We start from the raw sequence: 17,584 nt of genomic DNA on the forward strand, positions 1-17,584 counted from the left end.
TTGCGGCCGCATGCGCGATGCGGCTCATTCCCTTGCTGAGAGAACCACGCCCATGTACGTCATCGACCTTATCTACACTGCACCGCTCGAACGCGTCGACGACGCGCTGGAAGCGCACCGCGCGTTTCTGACGCAACAGTTCGAGGCAGGCGTGTTCGTCGCCGCCGGACCGAAAGTGCCGCGCAACGGCGGCATCATTCTGGCGGTGCGCGTCGAGCGCGAGAAGCTGGACGAGATTCTTGCTAGCGACCCGTTCGCGCAGCAGAAGCTCGCGCGCTACGAGGTGACGGAATTCAAGGCGACGCGGCTCGCGCCGGGATTGAATCTGCCGATTCCGGATTGAGCATTGGAAAGAGAGGAGATTTGAAAACGGGCGCGTGATACGACACGCGCCCTTACGGCTGCCTGCGTCAGTCGAGCAGCAGCTTGATGTCGTGCACCCACGGCGTCGCGCCCTGGCCGTCACGCGCGAACAGACGCAGCTTGCCGTCCGTGTCGAACACATAGCTCGCGGCCGTGTGGTCCATCGTGTAGCTGTCAGGCGTCTTGCCCGGCACCTTCGCGTAGTAGACGCGGAAGTCCTTCGTGATCTTGGTGAGCTGCGCCTGATCGGCCGGACGCAAGCCGACGAACGTCGGGTTGAATGCGGGCACGTATTGCGCAAGCAGAGCCGGGGTGTCGCGGTCCGGATCGACGGTGACGAACAATACCTGCACGCGCTTCGCGTCTTCCGGGCCGAGTTGCTGCAACGCTTGTGAGAGTTCGGCCATGGTGGTCGGGCAAACGTCCGGGCAATGTGTGTAGCCGAAGAACAGCACTACCACCTTGCCCTTGTAGTCCGCGAGAGTGCGAACATGGCCGGCCGTATCGGGTAGCGAGAAGTCGCTGCCGAACTGGGTGTTACCGGTGATGTCGAGATTCTGGAACGCCGGCGGCTGCTTGCCGCAGCCTGCTATCAGCAACGCGGCACCGAACGCGCAAGCGATCACAGCAGCACGCGCCGTGCGCGCGAAGCGGATATTGAGCATGGTATTACGCGCCGATCAGGACGCGCGCATAGTGGTCGATCAGCAGCGCGGCGAACAGCAGCGAGAGATAGACGATCGAATAACGGAAGGTCTTGCGCGCCAGATCGTCCGAGTATTCGCGATAGATCTTCCACGCATAGGCAAGGAACACGGCACCCAGCAGTACGGCCGCCGCGAGATACACCACGCCGCTCATGCCGGAGATGAACGGCATCATGGTGACCGCGAACAGGATCACCGTGTACAGCAGAATATGCAGGCGCGTGTACTTCTCGCCGTGCGTGTTCGGCAGCATCGGCAGGCCGGCGTTTTCGTAGTCTTTGCGGCGATACAGCGCGAGCGCCCAGAAATGCGGCGGCGTCCACACGAAGATGATCAGCACCAGGATCCACGCGTCGCCCGGCACATGGCCGGTGACCGCGGCCCAGCCAAGCGCCGGCGGCATGGCGCCCGAGGCACCGCCGATCACGATATTCTGCGGCGTGGCAGGCTTGAGCAGCAGCGTGTAGATGACGGCATAGCCCACGAACGTGGCCAGCGTGAGCCACATGGTGAGCGGATTGGCGAACGTATAGAGCGTCCACATGCCGAGGCCGCCGAGCACGGCCGAGAACAGCAGAATCTGCGCGGTGGTAATTTCGCCGCGCGCGGACGGCCGCCACGAAGTGCGGCGCATCTTGGCGTCGATCTTCTGCTCGACGAGGCAATTGATGGCGAACGCCGCGCCGGCCAGCAACCAGATGCCGACGGTGCCGCCGATCAGCGGAGTCCAAGGCACCATGCCTGGCGTCGACAGGAACATGCCGATGACGGCGCAGAACACGGCGAGTTGCGTGACGCGCGGCTTCGTCAGGGCGATGTACTGGGAGACCCGGCTACCGGGCGTTTGGGAGAGTGTTGTGCTGTCCATGCGGAGTCACGCTGGCGCGGCATCGCGCGCAGGGAGCACGGCGCGGCCGGGACGGCTATAAGCGATTCGAAAGTTTAACATAACGAGCAGAGGCAGCAGGATCGCAGCCCCGCCGTTATGCGCGACCGCAATGGGCAACGGCCATTGCAGAACGATGTTCGACAGCCCGGTGATGAACTGGATCAACACCACCAGCAGCACGCCGTTGGCGGGGCGCCGCAGCGACTCGAAACGGCGCAGTTTCAGCGCGAACCACACCAGGTACGCGACCACGACGATGGCGAATGTGCGGTGGGTCCAATGAATCGCCACCAGCGCATCCTGCGTGATCATGTCGCCGTCGCCGGTCATGCCGAGCGCGCGCCACAGGTGGAAGCCGTGCGTGAAGTCCATCGGCGGGACCCATTGGCCGTTGCAGGTCGGGAAATCCGTGCACGCGAGCACCGCGTAGTTGGTGCTGACCCAGCCGCCCAACGCGATTTGCGCGATCAGCAGCACCAGACCCGCGATCGCCGCCGCGCGCCAGCGCGCCGCTTCAGGCTCGTAGGCAGGCAACGGCGTTTGCCGCGCGGCCAGCCAGCCGAGCGTGCCCAGCAACGCGAGGCCGAGCAGCAAGTGCGTGGTCACGATGATCGGTTGCAGCTTCATCGTCACGGTCCAGGCGCCGAACGCGCCTTGCACCAGAATCAGCAGCAGCAACGAGGTCGGCCACCACGGTGACACATGCAGTGGACGCCGCTTGACGCGCGCCGTCCACGCGATCACGGTCTGCGCGATGATCAGCACGCCGATCGCCATTGCGAAGTAACGGTGGATCATTTCGATCCAGGCCTTCGTCATGCTGACCGGTCCGGTGGGCATCGCCTGATGAGCGGCCGTGATCGCCGCATGCGCGATAAACGGCGACGAGGTGCCGTAACAGCCCGGCCAGTCCGGACAGCCGAGCCCGGAATCGGTGAGCCGCGTGAAGCCGCCGAACATCACCAGGTCGAGCGTGAGGAAGGTGGTGAGCCAGACCAGCTTGCGGAATTTGTTGTCGTCTGCCTTAACCCATACGTAGGACAGCGGCAACAACGCGATACACAAGCCGATCAAAGCCAGTTGCAGTACGAACATCTCTCTTACCTATATTGCGGCATCAGCCGATGCGTGACCATTTGAGCAGCTTGGTCAGGTCGCCTTTGATCTTGCTGGGATTCGGATCTTTCGGGAAACGCATCATCAGATTGCCGTTCGGATCGACCAGGTAGATGTGCTCGGTGACCTTGGTGCCGTTGTCCGTGGGTAGCCATGCGGACACCTGCGCCGGATCGGCAATCATCATGTCGGTGTCGGGATACGCCTTTTGTATCACGTCAGACACGTTGCCTGCATCGGTGCGCAGCCACACTTCCACGACGCGCTCGCGCTCCGGGCCCTGAGCTGCGCGGATTTGTCGCATGAAGTAGAGCTTGGTGACGCACGCTTTGTCGCACGCACTGTTGTCGACCGAGATCATCAGCCAGTGGCCGCGCAGCGTGGCGAACTTGACGGGCTTGCCGTCCTCGCCGGTGACCGTCAGCGAATCGGGGATCGGGCGTTGCGGTTCGACTAGCGTGCCGTAGCTCGAGGTGCCGCCGGTCGGCTTGATCACGTAGTACATGAAATACGACACTGCTATCGGCGCGCCGCAGATGATCGCCACCAGCAGCAGCATCCAGCGGCCACGCTGCCACGAGCCTTTGCCGTTAGGTTGGCCGGGCATGGCGCGGGGTGCTGCGGGTTTGCCGCCTTGCGGCGAACGGGGAGATTGCGTGGACACTACGGACCTCTTTCAATGATTGCGCGGCTTGCGGCTCGAACCTGGGCCACTAGCCGCATGTGCTGCATTACGCGCCCGGCGCGTGCTCTTTCTTCGCGGCGCGGCGCGCGGCATACAGGCCGAAGACCAGCGCGGCGGCCGCCATGCCCCACCACTGGAACATGTAGCCGTAGTTGCGCTCGACGCCTTCAGTCGGCGCGGGCCAATCGCGCACCAACTTGTCGCCATCGTCGCTCAACTGCTGAATCACGAACGATTGCAGCGGCAGGCCGGTTTCCGCGGCGTACGCGGCGACATCCAGATTCTGGCGGATCAGTTGATGCTCAGCCGAGCCGCCGTGCCCCAACTCGTACGCGCGCGAAGCGTCGGCACGGGCAATGCCTTCGATTTCAATTTCGCCTTGCGGCGTCATGTACGGCGCGATGGTTTCGCGATTGTTCATATTGCGCGGCAACCAGCCACGATTGACCAGCACGTAACCGCCGCCGGCCAGTTTAAAAGGCATCACAACGTAAAAGCCCGGCTGGTCGTTATACGGACGATTATCGAGGTAGACGACCTTGTCCGCGACGAAACTGCCACGCGCCTTCACGCGATGAAACTCAATGTCCTTCAACTGAACCGGCGCGCCGCTCACCGGCTGCGCGGGCGCATTCTCGAACTGTGTGATTTGCGCTTCGAGCGCTTCCTTTTGATGCGCGCGGTCGCGCTGCCAGAAACCCAGCCGCACCGTGACCACCATCACCAGCAGAATCAGCAGCACGGGAACGAGGCGAAACTTCATCGCGCACGCTCGTCAGCCGCGTGCGGCGCAACGGGGAACAACCGGCAAACGCAGGCGCGCGGTGCGATAATAAACATCTTGCCTCTGCGCTTTCCGGTTTCAGCTGGTTCCATGCACATTCTCGTTCCCATCGCCTTCGTCCTGATCATCGCCAGCATGGTGTCGGCGCTGTACTTCATGATGCATGACAAGGGCAAAACCAAGCGGATGGTCTGGTCGCTCGCCACGCGGGTGGGCCTGTCGATCTCGCTGTTCCTGTTCATCCTCTTTGCTCACTGGATGGGTTGGATTCAGTCGACCGGTATTCCTTACGGGCGCTGAGCCCGGCGGAAAAATCTCCACGCCGCCAAACAAAACGCCGCCCTGACAGGGTCGAGGGCGGCGCTGCTCAAGTCTTACGTACTGCTGTCTTGCGTTGTTGCTCGTACGCCGGCCTCGTAGAATTCGGCGCAAACGGCCTGCACACGTTCCGAGGTTCTCGGCCGGTGCAGACCAGACTGCGCTACAGCCAGTACACGACGACGTACAGTCCGAGCCACACGACGTCCACAAAGTGCCAATACCAGGCCGCGCCTTCGAACGCGAAGTGATGCTCCGCCGTGAAGTGCCCGCGAATCATACGCGCCAGCACAACGGCCAGCATCGTGCCGCCGAGGAACACGTGGAAGCCATGGAAGCCGGTCAGCAGGAAGAACGTCGAACCATACACGCCCGAATTCAGCGTCAGATTCAGTTCGTTGTACGCGTGGAAATATTCGAAGCCTTGCAGGAACAGGAAGCAGACCCCAAGCACGAGCGTTGCGGCCAGCCAGATGATCGCCTTCTTGCGATGATCTTCGCGCAGCGCGTGGTGCGAGACCGTCAGCGTCGCGCCCGAGGAAAGCAGCAACGCCGTGTTGATGGTCGGCACCGGCCACGGTTGCATCGACTTGAAGGTCGAGACTAGCGCTGCCGGACCGTTGTTCGGCCACACCGCCGAGAAGTCCGGCCAGATCAGCTTGTAATCAAGGCTGCCCAGTTGGTGCAGCGCGATTTCACGCGCATAGAACAGCGCGCCGAAGAACGCACCGAAGAACATCACTTCAGAGAAAATGAACCAGCTCATGCTCCAGCGGTAGGACTTGTCGACGTTCTTGCCGTACATGCCGCCTTCCGACTCGGCGATCGCGTCGCCGAACCAGTGCCACAGCGTAAAGAGCAGCCACAACAAACCGGCGACAACGCCGATCGGCGCCCAGTCGTGTTCGTTGATCCAGGCCGCAAGCGATCCGAGCATGACCAGCAACCCAGCAGCGGCGCTGATCGGATGCCGCGACGGATGCGGTACGAAATAGTACGGGCTCTCGTTTTGACCGCTCATTCTTGATTCTCCACTTCAGTCCAGTTGTTCCGGAAGCTCCGGCTGTATCTTCGGCGGCGCGTCGATACCGCACCGCTTCGCTCTAATTTCTGGGCGCTGCTTCGCCCGATTCTACGCGTGCGCCGGGCGCTTCAACCTACTACGGCGCGCACGATCAGAATCAGCGCCACGATAAAAATGGCCGCGCAGATCAATGCTGCCGCGATCACGTGCAGCGGGTTCAGCTGCGTGGCGTCCGCCTCCAGATCGCGACGCTTGCGCACCCCGAAAAACGACCAGAACACCGCACGCATCGACTGGCCAAAACTGCTTTTGCGCGGGCTGCCGCCGTTATCGCTCATCTCGTTTCTCTTTCCTTCGCCAGCGGCGCGAGCCGTCAGGCGGGATTGGCTGCCGTGGCTGCCGCGCTTTTATCCGCGCCTGTTGCCGTATTGGCTGTGGGCGCCGCACTACCGGCCGTCGCCGCTGCCGGCGTATTCAATTCAAAGAACGTGTACGACAACGTGATCGTTTTCACGTCCTTCGGCAACTTCGGATCGACCACGAATACCACCGGCATCCGCCTGGTCTGATTCGCCGTCAAAGTTTGCTGCGTAAAGCAAAAACACTCGATCTTCTTGAAGTACTCGGTGGCCTGCTTCGGCGCGTAGCTCGGAATAGCTTGCGCCTGAATCGTGCGCGCCTGTTCGTTGCTCACCTCGTACATCACCGTCGTCACTTCGCCCGGATGCACGTCGAGACTGCGCTGCTCCGGTTTGAAACCCAGCGGGCCGCGCGCGTTCGCATCGAATTCGATCGAAATCGTACGGCTCGTGTCGACCTGCGTATTCTTCGCCTCGCGCACCGTGGCATCACGCTGCACAAGGTTGTTGATGCCGGTGATCTGGCAGATCGCCCGGTACATCGGCACCAGCGCGAAACCGAAACCGAACATCATCAACGCGACGACGAACAGCTTGATCAGCATCGAACGGTTAAAAGAGCGGTCGGCCTGAGCCGGCGGTTGCGTCGACATCTCAATCCTCAACAAGCCTGCAAACTGACTCGAACTACCCGGTCAGGTGAACCACTTCTGATGAATGATGACGCTCGCGAAAAAGACCGCGGCGATCACGAACATCACGAAACCGATCCGCCGGTTGCCCGCACGAATCTGCTCGGGCGTACGTCTTTCTTGAGGATTGCGCGTCATGCTCGACTTTTTGAATACTTTTCGTGACTACGGATGCCGCCACGACTTTCCTGACCGCCAGCTCCGGTAGCGAACTGCTGCGCCACCCGAGCCGGCAATCTCACCGTGCGCCGATTACTCGACGGTCGGCGGGTTTTCGAACGTGTGGAACGGGGCCGGGCTCGGCACGGTCCATTCGAGGCCCGTTGCGCCGTCCCACGGCTTGTCGCCAGCTTTTTCGAGTTCGCCGCCGCCACGGTAGGCCGGCAGTGCAACCGCGAACAGGAAGTAGACCTGCGCCAGACCGAAGCCGAACGCGCCGATCGAGATGACCTGGTTCCAGTCGGTGAACTGTGCCGGGTAGTCAGCATAACGACGCGGCATGCCCGCGAGACCGACGAAGTGCATCGGCAGGAACGCGAGGTTGAAGAAGAACAGCGACGCCCAGAAGTGGATCTTGCCGCGCGTCTCGTTGTACATCCAGCCGGTCCACTTCGGCGCCCAGTAGTACCAGCCGGAGAACAGCGCGAAGAGCGAGCCCGCCACCAGCACGTAGTGGAAGTGCGCGACCACGAAATAAGTACCGTGATACTGGATGTCGAGCGGCGCCATTGCCAGCATGAGACCCGACAGACCACCGAACGTGAACACGATCAGGAAGCCGACCGCGAACAGCATAGGCGTTTCGAAGCTCAGCGAACCGCGCCACATCGTCGCGACCCAGTTGAACACCTTCACGCCAGTCGGCACGGCGATCAGCATGGTGGCGTACATGAAGAACAGCTGGCCCGTCACCGGCATGCCGGTGGCGAACATGTGGTGCGCCCAGACCATGAACGACAGAATCGCGATCGACGACGTTGCGTACACCATCGAGCTATAGCCGAACAGCGGCTTGCGCGAGAACGCCGGAATCACCTGCGACACGATCCCGAACGCCGGCAAGATCATGATGTACACCTCGGGGTGCCCGAAGAACCAGAAGATGTGCTGGTACATGACCGGGTCGCCGCCGCCTGCCGCGTTGAAGAACGACGTGCCGAAGTGGCGGTCGAACAGCACCATGGTGATCGCGCCCGCCAGCACCGGCATCACGGCGATCAGCAGGTAGGCGGTGATCAGCCACGTCCAGACGAACATCGGCATTTTCATCAGCGTGAGGCCGGGTGCGCGCATGTTCAGGATCGTCACGACGATGTTGATCCCGCCCATGATCGACGAAGCACCCATCAAGTGGACCGCGAAAATCGCGAAGTCCATGCCCGGGCCCATCTGCGTGGAGAGCGGCGCGTAGAGCGTCCAGCCCGCAGCAGTCGCGCCGCCGGGCGAGAAGAACGAACCGACCAGCAGGACAGCCGCCACCGGCAGAAGCCAGAAGCTGAAGTTGTTCATGCGGGCGAATGCCATGTCCGATGCGCCGATCTGCAGCGGCACCATCCAGTTCGCGAAGCCGACGAAGGCCGGCATGATCGCGCCGAACACCATGATCAGGCCGTGCATGGTGGTCAACTGGTTGAAGAACTCGGGACGCATGATCTGCAAGCCCGGCTCGAACAGTTCGGCACGGATCATCAGCGCCATCACGCCCCCGGAGAGGAACATGGTGAACGAGAAGATCAGGTACAGCGTACCGATGTCCTTGTGATTGGTTGCGAACAGCCAACGGCGCCAGCCATGCGGCGTTTCGTGGGCATGGTCGCCGTGCACGTGTTCGTGGCCTGCGACTACATCGTGTCCGATGCTAGACATGACAATCTCCTAAAGCGAATACTGCGGTGCTGACCATGAACACGTCAGGCAGCCGGGCTGATCTGAACACGCCGGGCTTCTTTCGCGTCGCTGCCGCCCGTGATCGTTTCCGGCTTCTTCAAAATAATATGGTCTTCGGCAATGCCGGCTGCTTTCAATGCGTCGCGCACGGCTTCGGCACGGCTCTTCGCGAGCTTCGCGTTGAGGTCGGCGGAACCGGTGGCGTCGGTGAAGCCCGACAGCGTGAATTTCGCATCCGGATGCGCTTTTGCGTAGGCTGCGGCTGCGTCGACTGCCGCTTTCGCGTCGGCCGGCAGCGTGCTCTTGCCGGTGTCGAAGTAGATGCTGGCCGGCAGTGCCGCTTGTGTTGCCGCGCTGTCCGAACCGGCCGCTGCCGGTGCCGACGCTGTTGCCGCGTCCGCGCCCGAGGCGCCGGATGCCGCCGCTGCGCCGCTCGCTGCCGCGTCGGCCAGATGGTTGCCGCCTTCCGGCAGCTTGCCGTTGCGGGCGTCGGCCACCTGCTTCGGCTGGAGAATGTCGCCGGTGTGGTTGCCCCACGAGTTACGTTCGTACGTGACCACCGAGGCGATCTCGACGTCGTTCAGCGTAGGCGCCCACGACGGCATCGCATTCTTGCCCTTCAGCACCAGGCTGACGTGCTCGGCGATCGCGCCGTTGGCGATCTTGCTGCCGTCGAGCGCCGGGAATGCGCCTGCACCCTTGCCGGTCGGCTGGTGGCAGACCGCGCAGTTCGCTGTGTAGACCTTGCCGCCGCGTTCCATCAACTCGGCCATGGTGTAGGTCTCGTTCGGATCGTCCTGGCCGGCGGCCATTTTCTTCTTCTGCGTGTCGACCCACTTCGCGTAGTCGTCGGCGGAGAGCACTTCAACCACCACCGGCATGAACGCGTGTTCCTTGCCGCACAACTCGGTACAGAAGCCGCGGAACGTGCCGACCTTGTCAGCCTTGAACCACGTGTCGCGCACGAAGCCCGGGATCGCGTCCTGCTTCACGCCAAAAGCGGGCACGTACCAGGAGTGGACCACGTCGTTCGCGGTGGTGATGATGCGGATTTTCTTGTCGACCGGGACGACCAGCGGATTGTCGACTTCCTGCAGATACGTGGTGGAAATCGGCTCGCGGCCATCGGTTTGCGCACGGGGCGTAGCCAGCGTGGACAGAAAGTTGATGCCTTCGCCCGGGCCCTTCACGTAGTCGTAGCTCCATTTCCACTGGTAGCCGGTGACCTTGATGGTGACGTCGGCGTTGGTGGTGTCTTTCATCGCGACCACCGTCTTGGTGGCGGGCAGCGCCATCAGCACGACGATGATGAACGGCACGATCGTCCAGATGATTTCGACGGTAGTGCTTTCGTGGAAGTTGGAAGCTTTGTGGCCTTTCGATTTGCGGTGAGCAAAGATCGAATAGAACATCACGCCGAACACGCCGACGAAGATGACCAGGCAAAGAACCAGCATGAACATGTGGAGGCTGAAGAGCTCCTCAGCGATCTTGGTCGCAGGCGGCTGGAGATTGATCTCGTTGACGGCAGGGCCGCCCGGAACATCGCCCACTGCCAGGGCCGCACCGGCGAAAAGCAGTCCGCTCATCGCCAGCACGCCCATGAGGGCTCGCTTGATTGTTTTCATAGCTTCCTTACCCAAATTTTCCATTCAAACCCTCGACCCCGCTGGCAGGTTGCCTCGCGCTCCCCGTGAACGCCGCGCGACTCATCGCATTAACAACGCGTGAGCCACATACGCAGTTCGCCTGCGAACTGCGCGCGCCGATACTGCGCGAGATGTTGCCCGATCATGATCGTCTGCCCGCGCGAGACCAGTTTGATCTGGTCACGCGGTGTTGCGCCCGCCTCGATCCGCACCCAGCGCGGATTGAACTCGAACTGCGTGAGTTGCTCGGCGTTGACCTGCTCGATGACGAGCCGGTTCTGAAACAACCGGATGCGCTCGTAATCCACTGCATGACGCGCATATATGGCAAACGCGATGCCCACCGCCAGCAATTCGATACCGGTGAACGGCAACACCAGCCAGGCGCCGACCAGAACCAGCATGAAAGCAATTGCCAACGAGAACAACGCTAGCGACACGTAGAAATACACGAACTGACGCGGTGATATCGAACAGTTGCGTTTCATCGTCCAGTCTTTCAGAACCTGTTCTGAATCCGCCAGCAGATCTGATGCTTCCATCGCTGCCTCCCGCCGATTGTCTCCAATCGCCGCCAGCGCCAATCTTCGCAGCCATTATTCCGGCCGTTCGATCACCGCCGCGCTATCTTATCTTGCTGCCCTGTGCCTCGGGCCTGCCGCCCCAAATGTGGGAACTCCGGGCGACAAACTGACGCATTATAGGCGCGATCCATAGCATCCACAAGCAAGCCCCCATTGGCCCACAAGCCATGCGCGACAAGCCTCCGCGCCGTTTTGACGCACCTTTTGCGCGTCTTTTGAAGCGGTAATTTCAGACATAACAGATGTCGTCTTTACCGCCCCGGCAATTCTTCAACGATTCCTCGACGAACCTCGTCCAATGTCCTCGATTCGCACGATGCCGTGACCCTCGGCCGTGGTGCGCGGCACGGCTTTCCATGCGTGTCCGTAGATCACTTCGAAGGTCAGCGCGATCGTGCCGTCGGCGCGCCGGCGGGCTTCGAGGGCCGCGAGCAAAGCCTTGTGCACACGGCGCACCGCGGCGCTCGACGACGCTTCGCGCTCGAACGGATAGGCGCCCCAGCGGCGCACGTCGGCGAGCAGCGACTGCGGCGACTTATAGGTAATGGTGAGGACTTCCTGATCCATCACTGGGATCTCGAAGCCGCTTTCGACCAACATGTCGCCTAGATCGTGCATGTCGACGAAGTCGATCACATGCTTGCGCGAGGGGACGCCATGCGCCGCCTCGACTTCGGCATAGGCGCCGCGCAATTCCTTGAGCGAGTCGGGACCGAGCGTGCTGAACATCAACAGGCCGTTGACTTTCAGCACGCGCTGCCACTCGGGAAACACGAGATCGGGCCGCGAGTGCCAGTGGAGCGCCAGATTGGACCAGATGAATTCGAACGCGCCGGCCGCGAACGGCAGCGCCGAAAAATCGGCTTGCGCGAAGCGCGGACCGCGGGCGCCGAGCGCCTTGCCGAGCGATGCCGGCAAAAAACGCCGCCAACTCGTGTCGCCGGAATCGTGCTGGAGCGCGCGCATGAGCATGCCGTGCGAGAGGTCGGAGCCGAACACCGGCGCTTCGGGAAATCGCTCGCGCAGAGCGGGAATGTCTTCGCCCGCGCCGCAGCCGGCGTCAAGCACGCTCGCCGGCATCACCTTGATGAAGTCGAGGCGCTCGCGCATACGTTGCGCGATCTCGCGCGGCAGGAACGCGACCTCATTGAAAGTCGCTGCGCGACGGTCGAAGATCCGCCGGAGGCGCCGGGAATCATAGGCCGGACGGCCAGTTTGAGCGGAAGTTGGGGACATGGGTGTCGTGCTGGCGTGGAGCACGAAGTATACTCGCTCGCTTCTTTCCATTCAGCGTGAAGGGCCTTCGCGGGCGGTTCCACCGTGTCATTCCGACCCATTTCATCATTTTCCGGCGGCAGATTCACGCGTTTCGCGAATGGCTTTCGTTCAGCCTGGCCGCGCGTGATGCACGCGGCGTTGCCGAACCTCTGCGCGTTATGCGGCAATTTGTCGCAGACGACGCTGTGTCCCGGTTGCGACGCCGCCTACTGGAACGAAAGCCGCTTGCGCTGCACCGTCTGCGCAGTGCCGTTATCCCGTTCGCGATGGGCGGCTTACGCGCAATATCGCTGCGCGGATTGCATCGGCGAGCCGCCACCGTTCGACGCGACCTTCGCCCTCGCCGACTATCGGGCGCCGCTGGATACGCTCGCGGTCGGCCTGAAATTTCGCGCGCGGCTGATGCTGGCGGGCGAGTTCGCACAACGGCTCGCGCGTCTTGCGCAGGATTCCTGGCAGGACTGCGCCGAATGGCCTGACGTGATCGCGCCCGTGCCGCTTGCCAGAAAACGGCTCACCGAGCGCGGTTATAACCAGGCTTGGCAGATCGCCAGGCCGCTGGCCCGCGCGCTGAAGTTACGCAGCGACGCCACCTTGCTGGATCGCGTGATCCACACCGCGCCGCAGTCAAGGCTCGACCTCGACGCCCGCCGCCTGAATGTAGGCCGCGCCTTCAAGGTCGCTGGATCTGTCCGAGGCCTGCATGTCGGCATCGTCGACGATGTGATGACGACCGGCGCCACACTCGAAGCGCTGGCGCGCACGCTAAAGGCCGCCGGCGCTCGGCGGGTCACCAACTTCGTCGCGCTGCGCACGCCGAAAAACTAGTCTCCACCTGAGTTCACCATGTTCAATGTCGTTCTCGTAGAACCGGAAATTCCGCCGAACACCGGCAACGTGATCCGCCTGTGCGCCAACACCGGCGCTCGGCTGCATCTGATCGAACCGCTCGGCTTTCCGCTCGACGACGCCAAGTTGCGCCGCGCCGGCCTCGACTATCACGAGTACGCGCAAATGAACGTGCATGCGGATTGGGCGGCGTTCATCGCCAGGGAAGCGCCGGACCCGGCGCGCATGTTCGCCTTCACCACGCGCGGCTCGGGCCGCTTTCACGAGCACGCCTTTCAATCCGGCGACTGGTTCGTGTTCGGCGCCGAAACGCGCGGCCTGCCCGACTCGGTGCTCGACCAGTTCGCCAATGAGCAACGCGTGCGCCTGCCCATGCGGCCAGGCAACCGCAGCCTGAATCTGTCGAATACTGTTGCGATTGTTGTGTTCGAAGCGTGGCGTCAGACCGGCTTCGAAGGCGGCGCCTGACGGCGTTTCAATTCGGCTTCGTAGCGCGCGAACATGGCGTCGTCGAAACAGGCGAACACCACCTGTTCGATTTGCGGCGTGCGCGGCAACGTGTCCAGCACCGTGCCGAGCGCGATCCGCACCGCCTGATCAGCGGGGAAATGGTAGATACCGCAACTGATCGCGGGAAACGCAATGCTCTTGCACTGCGCCTCGCGTGCCACCTCGAGCGAGCGCTGATAGCAGGACGCCAGCAGGTCGGCTTCGCCATGCGTTCCGCCACGCCAGACCGGGCCGACTGCGTGAATCACATGTCTGGCGGGCAGGCGGTAGCCGGCGGTCAGCTTCGCGTCACCGGTCGCGCAGCCGCCGAGCGCCTCGCACTCGCGCAGCAACTCTTTGCCGGCCGCGCGATGAATCGCGCCATCCACGCCGCCTCCGCCCAATAACGACGTATTCGCGGCGTTGACGATCGCATCCACGGCGAGCGTGGTGATGTCGGCCACGCGTGCCTCCAGCGTGCAACGATTGAATCTGAGCATGGGAACCTCGCTGATCCGAAGCGTCGATAAAACGTGGACAGCGAGAGGCCGGCAGCCGTTCAGCGCTTTGGCGCGCTAAACGGCTGAAAGACAAGGCTTATTCGGCTTTGGAGTCGCGCCGCAGCAGGGCGCTGACGGCGTCGCGCGGCGCCACGCCGTCGAACAGCACGGCGCAGACCGCCTGCGTGATCGGCATCTCGATGCCGTGCGCGCGAGCAATCGCGAGGACCGCTTGCGCGCAACGCACGCCTTCGGCCACGTGACCGAGGGCGCCGAGAATATCCTCGAGCGTGCGGCCCGCGGCGAGTTGCACGCCAACGGTGCGATTGCGCGACAGATCGCCGGTTGCGGTCAGGATCAGATCGCCCAGGCCGGTCAAACCGGTGAACGTTTCCGCGCGTCCGCCCAGCGTCACGCCGAGGCGCGACATTTCGGCGAGACCGCGCGTGATCAGCGCCGCGCGCGCATTCAGACCGAGGCCGAGGCCGTCGGCGATGCCCGTTGCAATGGCCAGCACGTTTTTCACCGCACCGCCCACTTCCACACCGACGACGTCGTCGCCGGTATAGATGCGCATGGCGCCGTGATGAAACGCGGCGACCGTGCGCTCGCGGCACGCCGCCGACCCGCTCGCGATGGTCAGCGCGACCGGCAAGCCCTGCCCGACTTCGCGCGCGAAGCTCGGCCCGGAGAGCACACCGTTGCTCTGGTGTTCCGGCAGTTCGGCCGCGACCACCTGATGCGGCATCAGCTGCGAATCGGCTTCAAAGCCCTTGCACAACCACACGAGATGGGCCGGCACCTTGCCCGCGTCGCGCATCGCCTGAAACAGACCGCGCAGTCCGGCCACGGGCGTCGCCACGACGCATAACGCGTCGTCGGCGAGCGCGTGGTCGAGCGCTGTGTTCAGATCGGCTTCATAGCGAAGCGAAGGCGGCAAAGCAACGCCCGCCAGATAGCGGGCGTTTTCGTGCGAAGCGGAGAGCTCGGCCATGAGCGCGGGCTCGCGCCCCCACAACACCGTGTCGTGCCTGACGGCCAGATGGCCGGCGAGGGCTGTGCCCCATGCGCCGGCGCCGAGGACAGCAACCTTCATAGCCGGCACTGCCTGCGACACCTTAGTGCGTGACGCCGTTCTGCGCCGCGCCGTCCTGGCCACCCATCTGCGCGAGACGTTGCTCGTACAGCGCCTGGAAGTTGATCTCGGCGAGGTGGATCGGCGGGAAACCGGCGCGGGTGATCGCGTCGGCGATGTTCGAGCGCAGGTACGGGAACAGGATGGTCGGGCAGGCAATGCCGACCAGCGGATCGATCTGCTCAGCCGGAATGTTGCGGATGTCGAAAATGCCGGCCTGCTTGGCTTCGATCAGGAACGCCACCTTGTCCGCAACCTTGGCCGTGACCGTGCCCGTGACGAGGATTTCGAACACGGTGTCGGCGAGGCGCTCAGCCTTCACGTCGACTTCGACTTCGACCGAGGGCATTTCCTGTTCGAGGAAGATGCCCGGCGAATTCGGCTGCTCGAGCGACATGTCCTTCAGATAGATACGCTGGATGTTGAAGAACGGCTGGTTATTCTCGTCGGACATGATGAAGTGATTCCCTGATAGATATGCATAGTGGCGGCCCATGCAAGCATGGGCCGCCAGATCATTGCGGCGCGCCGCCCGCCCTGATGAGGCGAGGCCGCGCCGGCTTGGTGTTCACCCGCCCTTCTCACGCGCCCGCGGGCGCGCGAAGTCAGGCGGTTGCTTCGAGCAGCGGCATCAGACCGCCCGCGCGATCGAGCGCGGAGAGGTCATCGTACCCGCCCACATGCGTCTCGCCGATGAACACTTGCGGCACCGTGCGGCGACCGGTCCGGGTCATCATTTCCTCACGACGGGCCGGGTCTTTGTCGATCAGTACCTTTTCAACGTGCTCGACGCCGCGCGACTTTAAAAGACGTTCGGCCATCTGGCAATACGGGCACACCTGGGTGCTGTACATGATCACTTTGTTCACTTGGCTGCTCCTTGTTTCACAACCGGCATACCGGCTTTCTGCCAGGCGTCGACACCGCCTTCGAGAACATGGACTTCCGCGTAACCTGCATCCTGCACGATACGCGCTGCCTTGTTCGACTGCTGGCCGGTCTGGCATACCAGCAGCACCGGGTTGCTCTTGTTCTTCACGAGTTGCGCGACCTTCGCCTGCAACTCTGCAAATTCAAGGTGCCGCGCCGCGGGCAAATGCCCTTTGGCGTAGTCGGCGGACGGACGCAGATCGATGACCGCCGCATTGCGCCGGTTGATCAGTTGCGTGGCTTCAGCGGCCGACAGGCCGCCGCGCCCGCGCCGGCTGATCGTCGGCCACAGCAGCAACCCACCGGAGATGAGGACGATCGCGATCAGTACAAGGTTTGTGTAATCAGTGAAAAACTTCACGGAAAATCCGCCGAAAAAGAGAGAAATCGAAAAGGGCAATCCAGCCATTATAAAATAACCGTCTGACGCGATGGCGGCGCTCCTTCAGAGGACCGCGCGCAGCGCTTTCCCGCTTCCTCACTACCGACCGGCAATCTCATGTACAAACTCGTTCTCATCCGCCACGGCGAATCGACGTGGAACAAGGAAAACCGCTTCACGGGCTGGGTCGACGTCGACCTCACCGAACAGGGCAACAATGAGGCGCAACAGGCGGGCGTGCTGCTGAAGGACTCGGGCTACACGTTCGACATCGCCTACACGTCGGTGCTCAAGCGCGCGATCCGCACCTTGTGGCACGTGCAGGACAAAATGGATCTGATGTACCTGCCGGTGGTGCATTCGTGGCGTCTGAATGAGCGCCACTACGGCGCGCTGTCGGGTCTGAACAAGGCGGAAACGGCTGCCAAGTTCGGCGACGAACAGGTGCTGGTCTGGCGCCGCAGCTACGACACGCCGCCGCCGGCGCTCGAGCCGACGGACGAACGCGCGCCCTATAACGACCCGCGCTACGCCAAAGTGCCGCGCGAGCAACTGCCGCTCACCGAATGCCTGAAAGACACCGTCGCGCGCGTTCTGCCCCTGTGGAACGAGTCGATTGCGCCGGCCATCAAGTCGGGCCGCAAGGTCGTGATCGCCGCCCACGGCAACTCGATCCGCGCACTGGTGAAGTACCTCGACAACATTTCGGACGACGACATCGTCGGCCTGAATATTCCGAACGGCGTGCCGCTCGTCTATGAACTCGACGAAGATCTGAAGCCCATCAAGCACTACTATCTGGGCGACCAGGAAGCGATCGCCAAGGCACAGGCCGCTGTTGCCAAGCAAGGCAAGGCGGGCTGATCTGCCATCTTGCCGCCATGTTGCCGTCAGAAACGCAGTGAATGGCGGCTCACGGGTCGCGCCGACGGGCAAGACGAGCCAGTCAGCGCGGCTCGCTTGA

General features: G+C 62.7%; 23 protein-coding genes. 5 read left to right on the top strand and 18 right to left on the bottom strand.

The window, feature by feature from the left end; translation table 11 throughout:
- Positions 1 to 52 precede the first annotated feature (52 nt).
- Positions 53 to 343: a YciI family protein gene (locus tag B0G73_RS15525; protein ID WP_106282176.1), complete on the top strand. Its 291-nt coding sequence runs from the start codon at positions 53 to 55 to the stop codon at positions 341 to 343.
- A 67-nt stretch (positions 344 to 410) separates the two neighbouring features.
- Here B0G73_RS15525 and B0G73_RS15530 read toward each other — a convergent pair whose 3' ends face one another.
- The 5 genes from B0G73_RS15530 to B0G73_RS15550 all read right to left on the bottom strand — a co-directional run bounded on the left by B0G73_RS15530 (position 411) and on the right by B0G73_RS15550 (position 4,523).
- Entirely contained in the window at positions 411 to 1,028 is a 618-nt protein-coding gene (locus B0G73_RS15530) for an SCO family protein (RefSeq protein WP_106282178.1), read from the bottom strand.
- Positions 1,029 to 1,032: 4 nt separating this feature from the next.
- Entirely contained in the window at positions 1,033 to 1,938 is a 906-nt protein-coding gene (cyoE, locus tag B0G73_RS15535) for a heme o synthase (protein WP_007179448.1), read from the bottom strand.
- Between the two features lie 6 nt (positions 1,939 to 1,944).
- Positions 1,945 to 3,054: a heme A synthase gene (locus B0G73_RS15540; RefSeq protein ID WP_106282179.1), complete on the bottom strand. Its 1,110-nt coding sequence runs from the start codon at positions 3,052 to 3,054 to the stop codon at positions 1,945 to 1,947.
- Between the two features lie 22 nt (positions 3,055 to 3,076).
- A complete protein-coding gene (locus B0G73_RS15545; RefSeq protein WP_106282181.1) occupies positions 3,077 to 3,739 on the bottom strand; it encodes a cytochrome C oxidase subunit I in 663 nt (220 codons plus the stop codon).
- A gap of 67 nt (positions 3,740 to 3,806) precedes the next feature.
- Positions 3,807 to 4,523, bottom strand: coding sequence for an SURF1 family protein (locus tag B0G73_RS15550; protein WP_106282183.1), 717 nt, complete (start codon positions 4,521 to 4,523; stop codon positions 3,807 to 3,809).
- A 111-nt stretch (positions 4,524 to 4,634) separates the two neighbouring features.
- Between B0G73_RS15550 and B0G73_RS15555 the strand changes: the two genes are divergently transcribed.
- On the top strand, positions 4,635 to 4,844 hold the full coding sequence (locus B0G73_RS15555; protein WP_007179452.1) for a twin transmembrane helix small protein: 210 nt from the start codon (positions 4,635 to 4,637) through the stop codon (positions 4,842 to 4,844).
- A gap of 181 nt (positions 4,845 to 5,025) precedes the next feature.
- Here B0G73_RS15555 and B0G73_RS15560 read toward each other — a convergent pair whose 3' ends face one another.
- From B0G73_RS15560 to B0G73_RS15590, 8 genes are all read right to left on the bottom strand, one after another.
- Positions 5,026 to 5,883, bottom strand: coding sequence for a cytochrome c oxidase subunit 3 (locus B0G73_RS15560; RefSeq protein WP_106282185.1), 858 nt, complete (start codon positions 5,881 to 5,883; stop codon positions 5,026 to 5,028).
- A 131-nt stretch (positions 5,884 to 6,014) separates the two neighbouring features.
- A complete protein-coding gene (locus tag B0G73_RS15565; RefSeq protein ID WP_091796857.1) occupies positions 6,015 to 6,224 on the bottom strand; it encodes a DUF2970 domain-containing protein in 210 nt (69 codons plus the stop codon).
- A gap of 35 nt (positions 6,225 to 6,259) precedes the next feature.
- A complete protein-coding gene (locus B0G73_RS15570) occupies positions 6,260 to 6,898 on the bottom strand; it encodes a cytochrome c oxidase assembly protein (protein ID WP_106282187.1) in 639 nt (212 codons plus the stop codon).
- Between the two features lie 42 nt (positions 6,899 to 6,940).
- Positions 6,941 to 7,075, bottom strand: coding sequence for a cytochrome oxidase small assembly protein (locus B0G73_RS40920; RefSeq protein WP_097391202.1), 135 nt, complete (start codon positions 7,073 to 7,075; stop codon positions 6,941 to 6,943).
- Positions 7,076 to 7,189: 114 nt separating this feature from the next.
- Positions 7,190 to 8,803 carry a cytochrome c oxidase subunit I gene (gene ctaD, locus B0G73_RS15575; protein WP_106282189.1) on the bottom strand — a complete coding sequence of 538 codons (1,614 nt, stop codon included), beginning with the start codon at positions 8,801 to 8,803 and terminating at the stop codon, positions 7,190 to 7,192.
- A 44-nt stretch (positions 8,804 to 8,847) separates the two neighbouring features.
- The gene (gene coxB / locus B0G73_RS15580; RefSeq protein ID WP_106282191.1) at positions 8,848 to 10,476 is read right to left on the bottom strand and encodes a cytochrome c oxidase subunit II; all 1,629 of its coding nucleotides are present in this window, start codon (positions 10,474 to 10,476) and stop codon (positions 8,848 to 8,850) included.
- Between the two features lie 65 nt (positions 10,477 to 10,541).
- A complete protein-coding gene (locus B0G73_RS15585) occupies positions 10,542 to 11,015 on the bottom strand; it encodes a DUF2244 domain-containing protein (RefSeq protein WP_106282193.1) in 474 nt (157 codons plus the stop codon).
- Positions 11,016 to 11,327: 312 nt separating this feature from the next.
- The gene (locus B0G73_RS15590) at positions 11,328 to 12,293 is read right to left on the bottom strand and encodes a methyltransferase domain-containing protein (protein WP_106282195.1); all 966 of its coding nucleotides are present in this window, start codon (positions 12,291 to 12,293) and stop codon (positions 11,328 to 11,330) included.
- Positions 12,294 to 12,377: 84 nt separating this feature from the next.
- Here B0G73_RS15590 and B0G73_RS15595 point away from each other — a divergent pair, with 84 nt between their 5' ends.
- Positions 12,378 to 13,163 carry a ComF family protein gene (locus B0G73_RS15595; RefSeq protein WP_106282197.1) on the top strand — a complete coding sequence of 262 codons (786 nt, stop codon included), beginning with the start codon at positions 12,378 to 12,380 and terminating at the stop codon, positions 13,161 to 13,163.
- 18 nt (positions 13,164 to 13,181) lie between these two features.
- Entirely contained in the window at positions 13,182 to 13,652 is a 471-nt protein-coding gene (trmL, locus tag B0G73_RS15600; RefSeq protein WP_106282199.1) for a tRNA (uridine(34)/cytosine(34)/5-carboxymethylaminomethyluridine(34)-2'-O)-methyltransferase TrmL, read from the top strand.
- On the opposite strand, the gene B0G73_RS15605 is transcribed toward trmL, so the two are convergent.
- The 5 genes from B0G73_RS15605 to B0G73_RS15625 all read right to left on the bottom strand — a co-directional run bounded on the left by B0G73_RS15605 (position 13,625) and on the right by B0G73_RS15625 (position 16,599).
- Positions 13,625 to 14,173 carry an O-acetyl-ADP-ribose deacetylase gene (locus tag B0G73_RS15605; RefSeq protein ID WP_106282201.1) on the bottom strand — a complete coding sequence of 183 codons (549 nt, stop codon included), beginning with the start codon at positions 14,171 to 14,173 and terminating at the stop codon, positions 13,625 to 13,627. The two genes, trmL and B0G73_RS15605, sit on opposite strands and share 28 nt — an antisense overlap.
- A 97-nt stretch (positions 14,174 to 14,270) precedes the next feature.
- Complete coding sequence (locus B0G73_RS15610) at positions 14,271 to 15,269, bottom strand: NAD(P)H-dependent glycerol-3-phosphate dehydrogenase (RefSeq protein ID WP_106282203.1); 999 nt, start codon at positions 15,267 to 15,269, stop codon at positions 14,271 to 14,273.
- A gap of 22 nt (positions 15,270 to 15,291) precedes the next feature.
- Entirely contained in the window at positions 15,292 to 15,762 is a 471-nt protein-coding gene (secB, locus tag B0G73_RS15615; RefSeq protein ID WP_106282308.1) for a protein-export chaperone SecB, read from the bottom strand.
- 151 nt (positions 15,763 to 15,913) lie between these two features.
- On the bottom strand, positions 15,914 to 16,177 hold the full coding sequence (grxC, locus tag B0G73_RS15620) for a glutaredoxin 3 (RefSeq protein WP_007179466.1): 264 nt from the start codon (positions 16,175 to 16,177) through the stop codon (positions 15,914 to 15,916).
- Positions 16,174 to 16,599, bottom strand: a complete 426-nt coding sequence (locus B0G73_RS15625) for a rhodanese-like domain-containing protein (protein ID WP_012431601.1) — start codon at positions 16,597 to 16,599, stop codon at positions 16,174 to 16,176. Before B0G73_RS15625 ends, grxC begins: the two co-directional genes overlap by 4 nt.
- A 138-nt stretch (positions 16,600 to 16,737) precedes the next feature.
- Here B0G73_RS15625 and gpmA point away from each other — a divergent pair, with 138 nt between their 5' ends.
- Positions 16,738 to 17,484 (top strand): 2,3-diphosphoglycerate-dependent phosphoglycerate mutase, encoded by a 747-nt coding sequence (gpmA, locus tag B0G73_RS15630; protein WP_106282205.1) that lies wholly within the window; start codon positions 16,738 to 16,740, stop codon positions 17,482 to 17,484.
- Positions 17,485 to 17,584 lie beyond the last annotated feature (100 nt).

The sequence above is a fragment of the Paraburkholderia sp. BL25I1N1 genome (genome assembly GCF_003002025.1).
Lineage (GTDB): Bacteria > Pseudomonadota > Gammaproteobacteria > Burkholderiales > Burkholderiaceae > Paraburkholderia.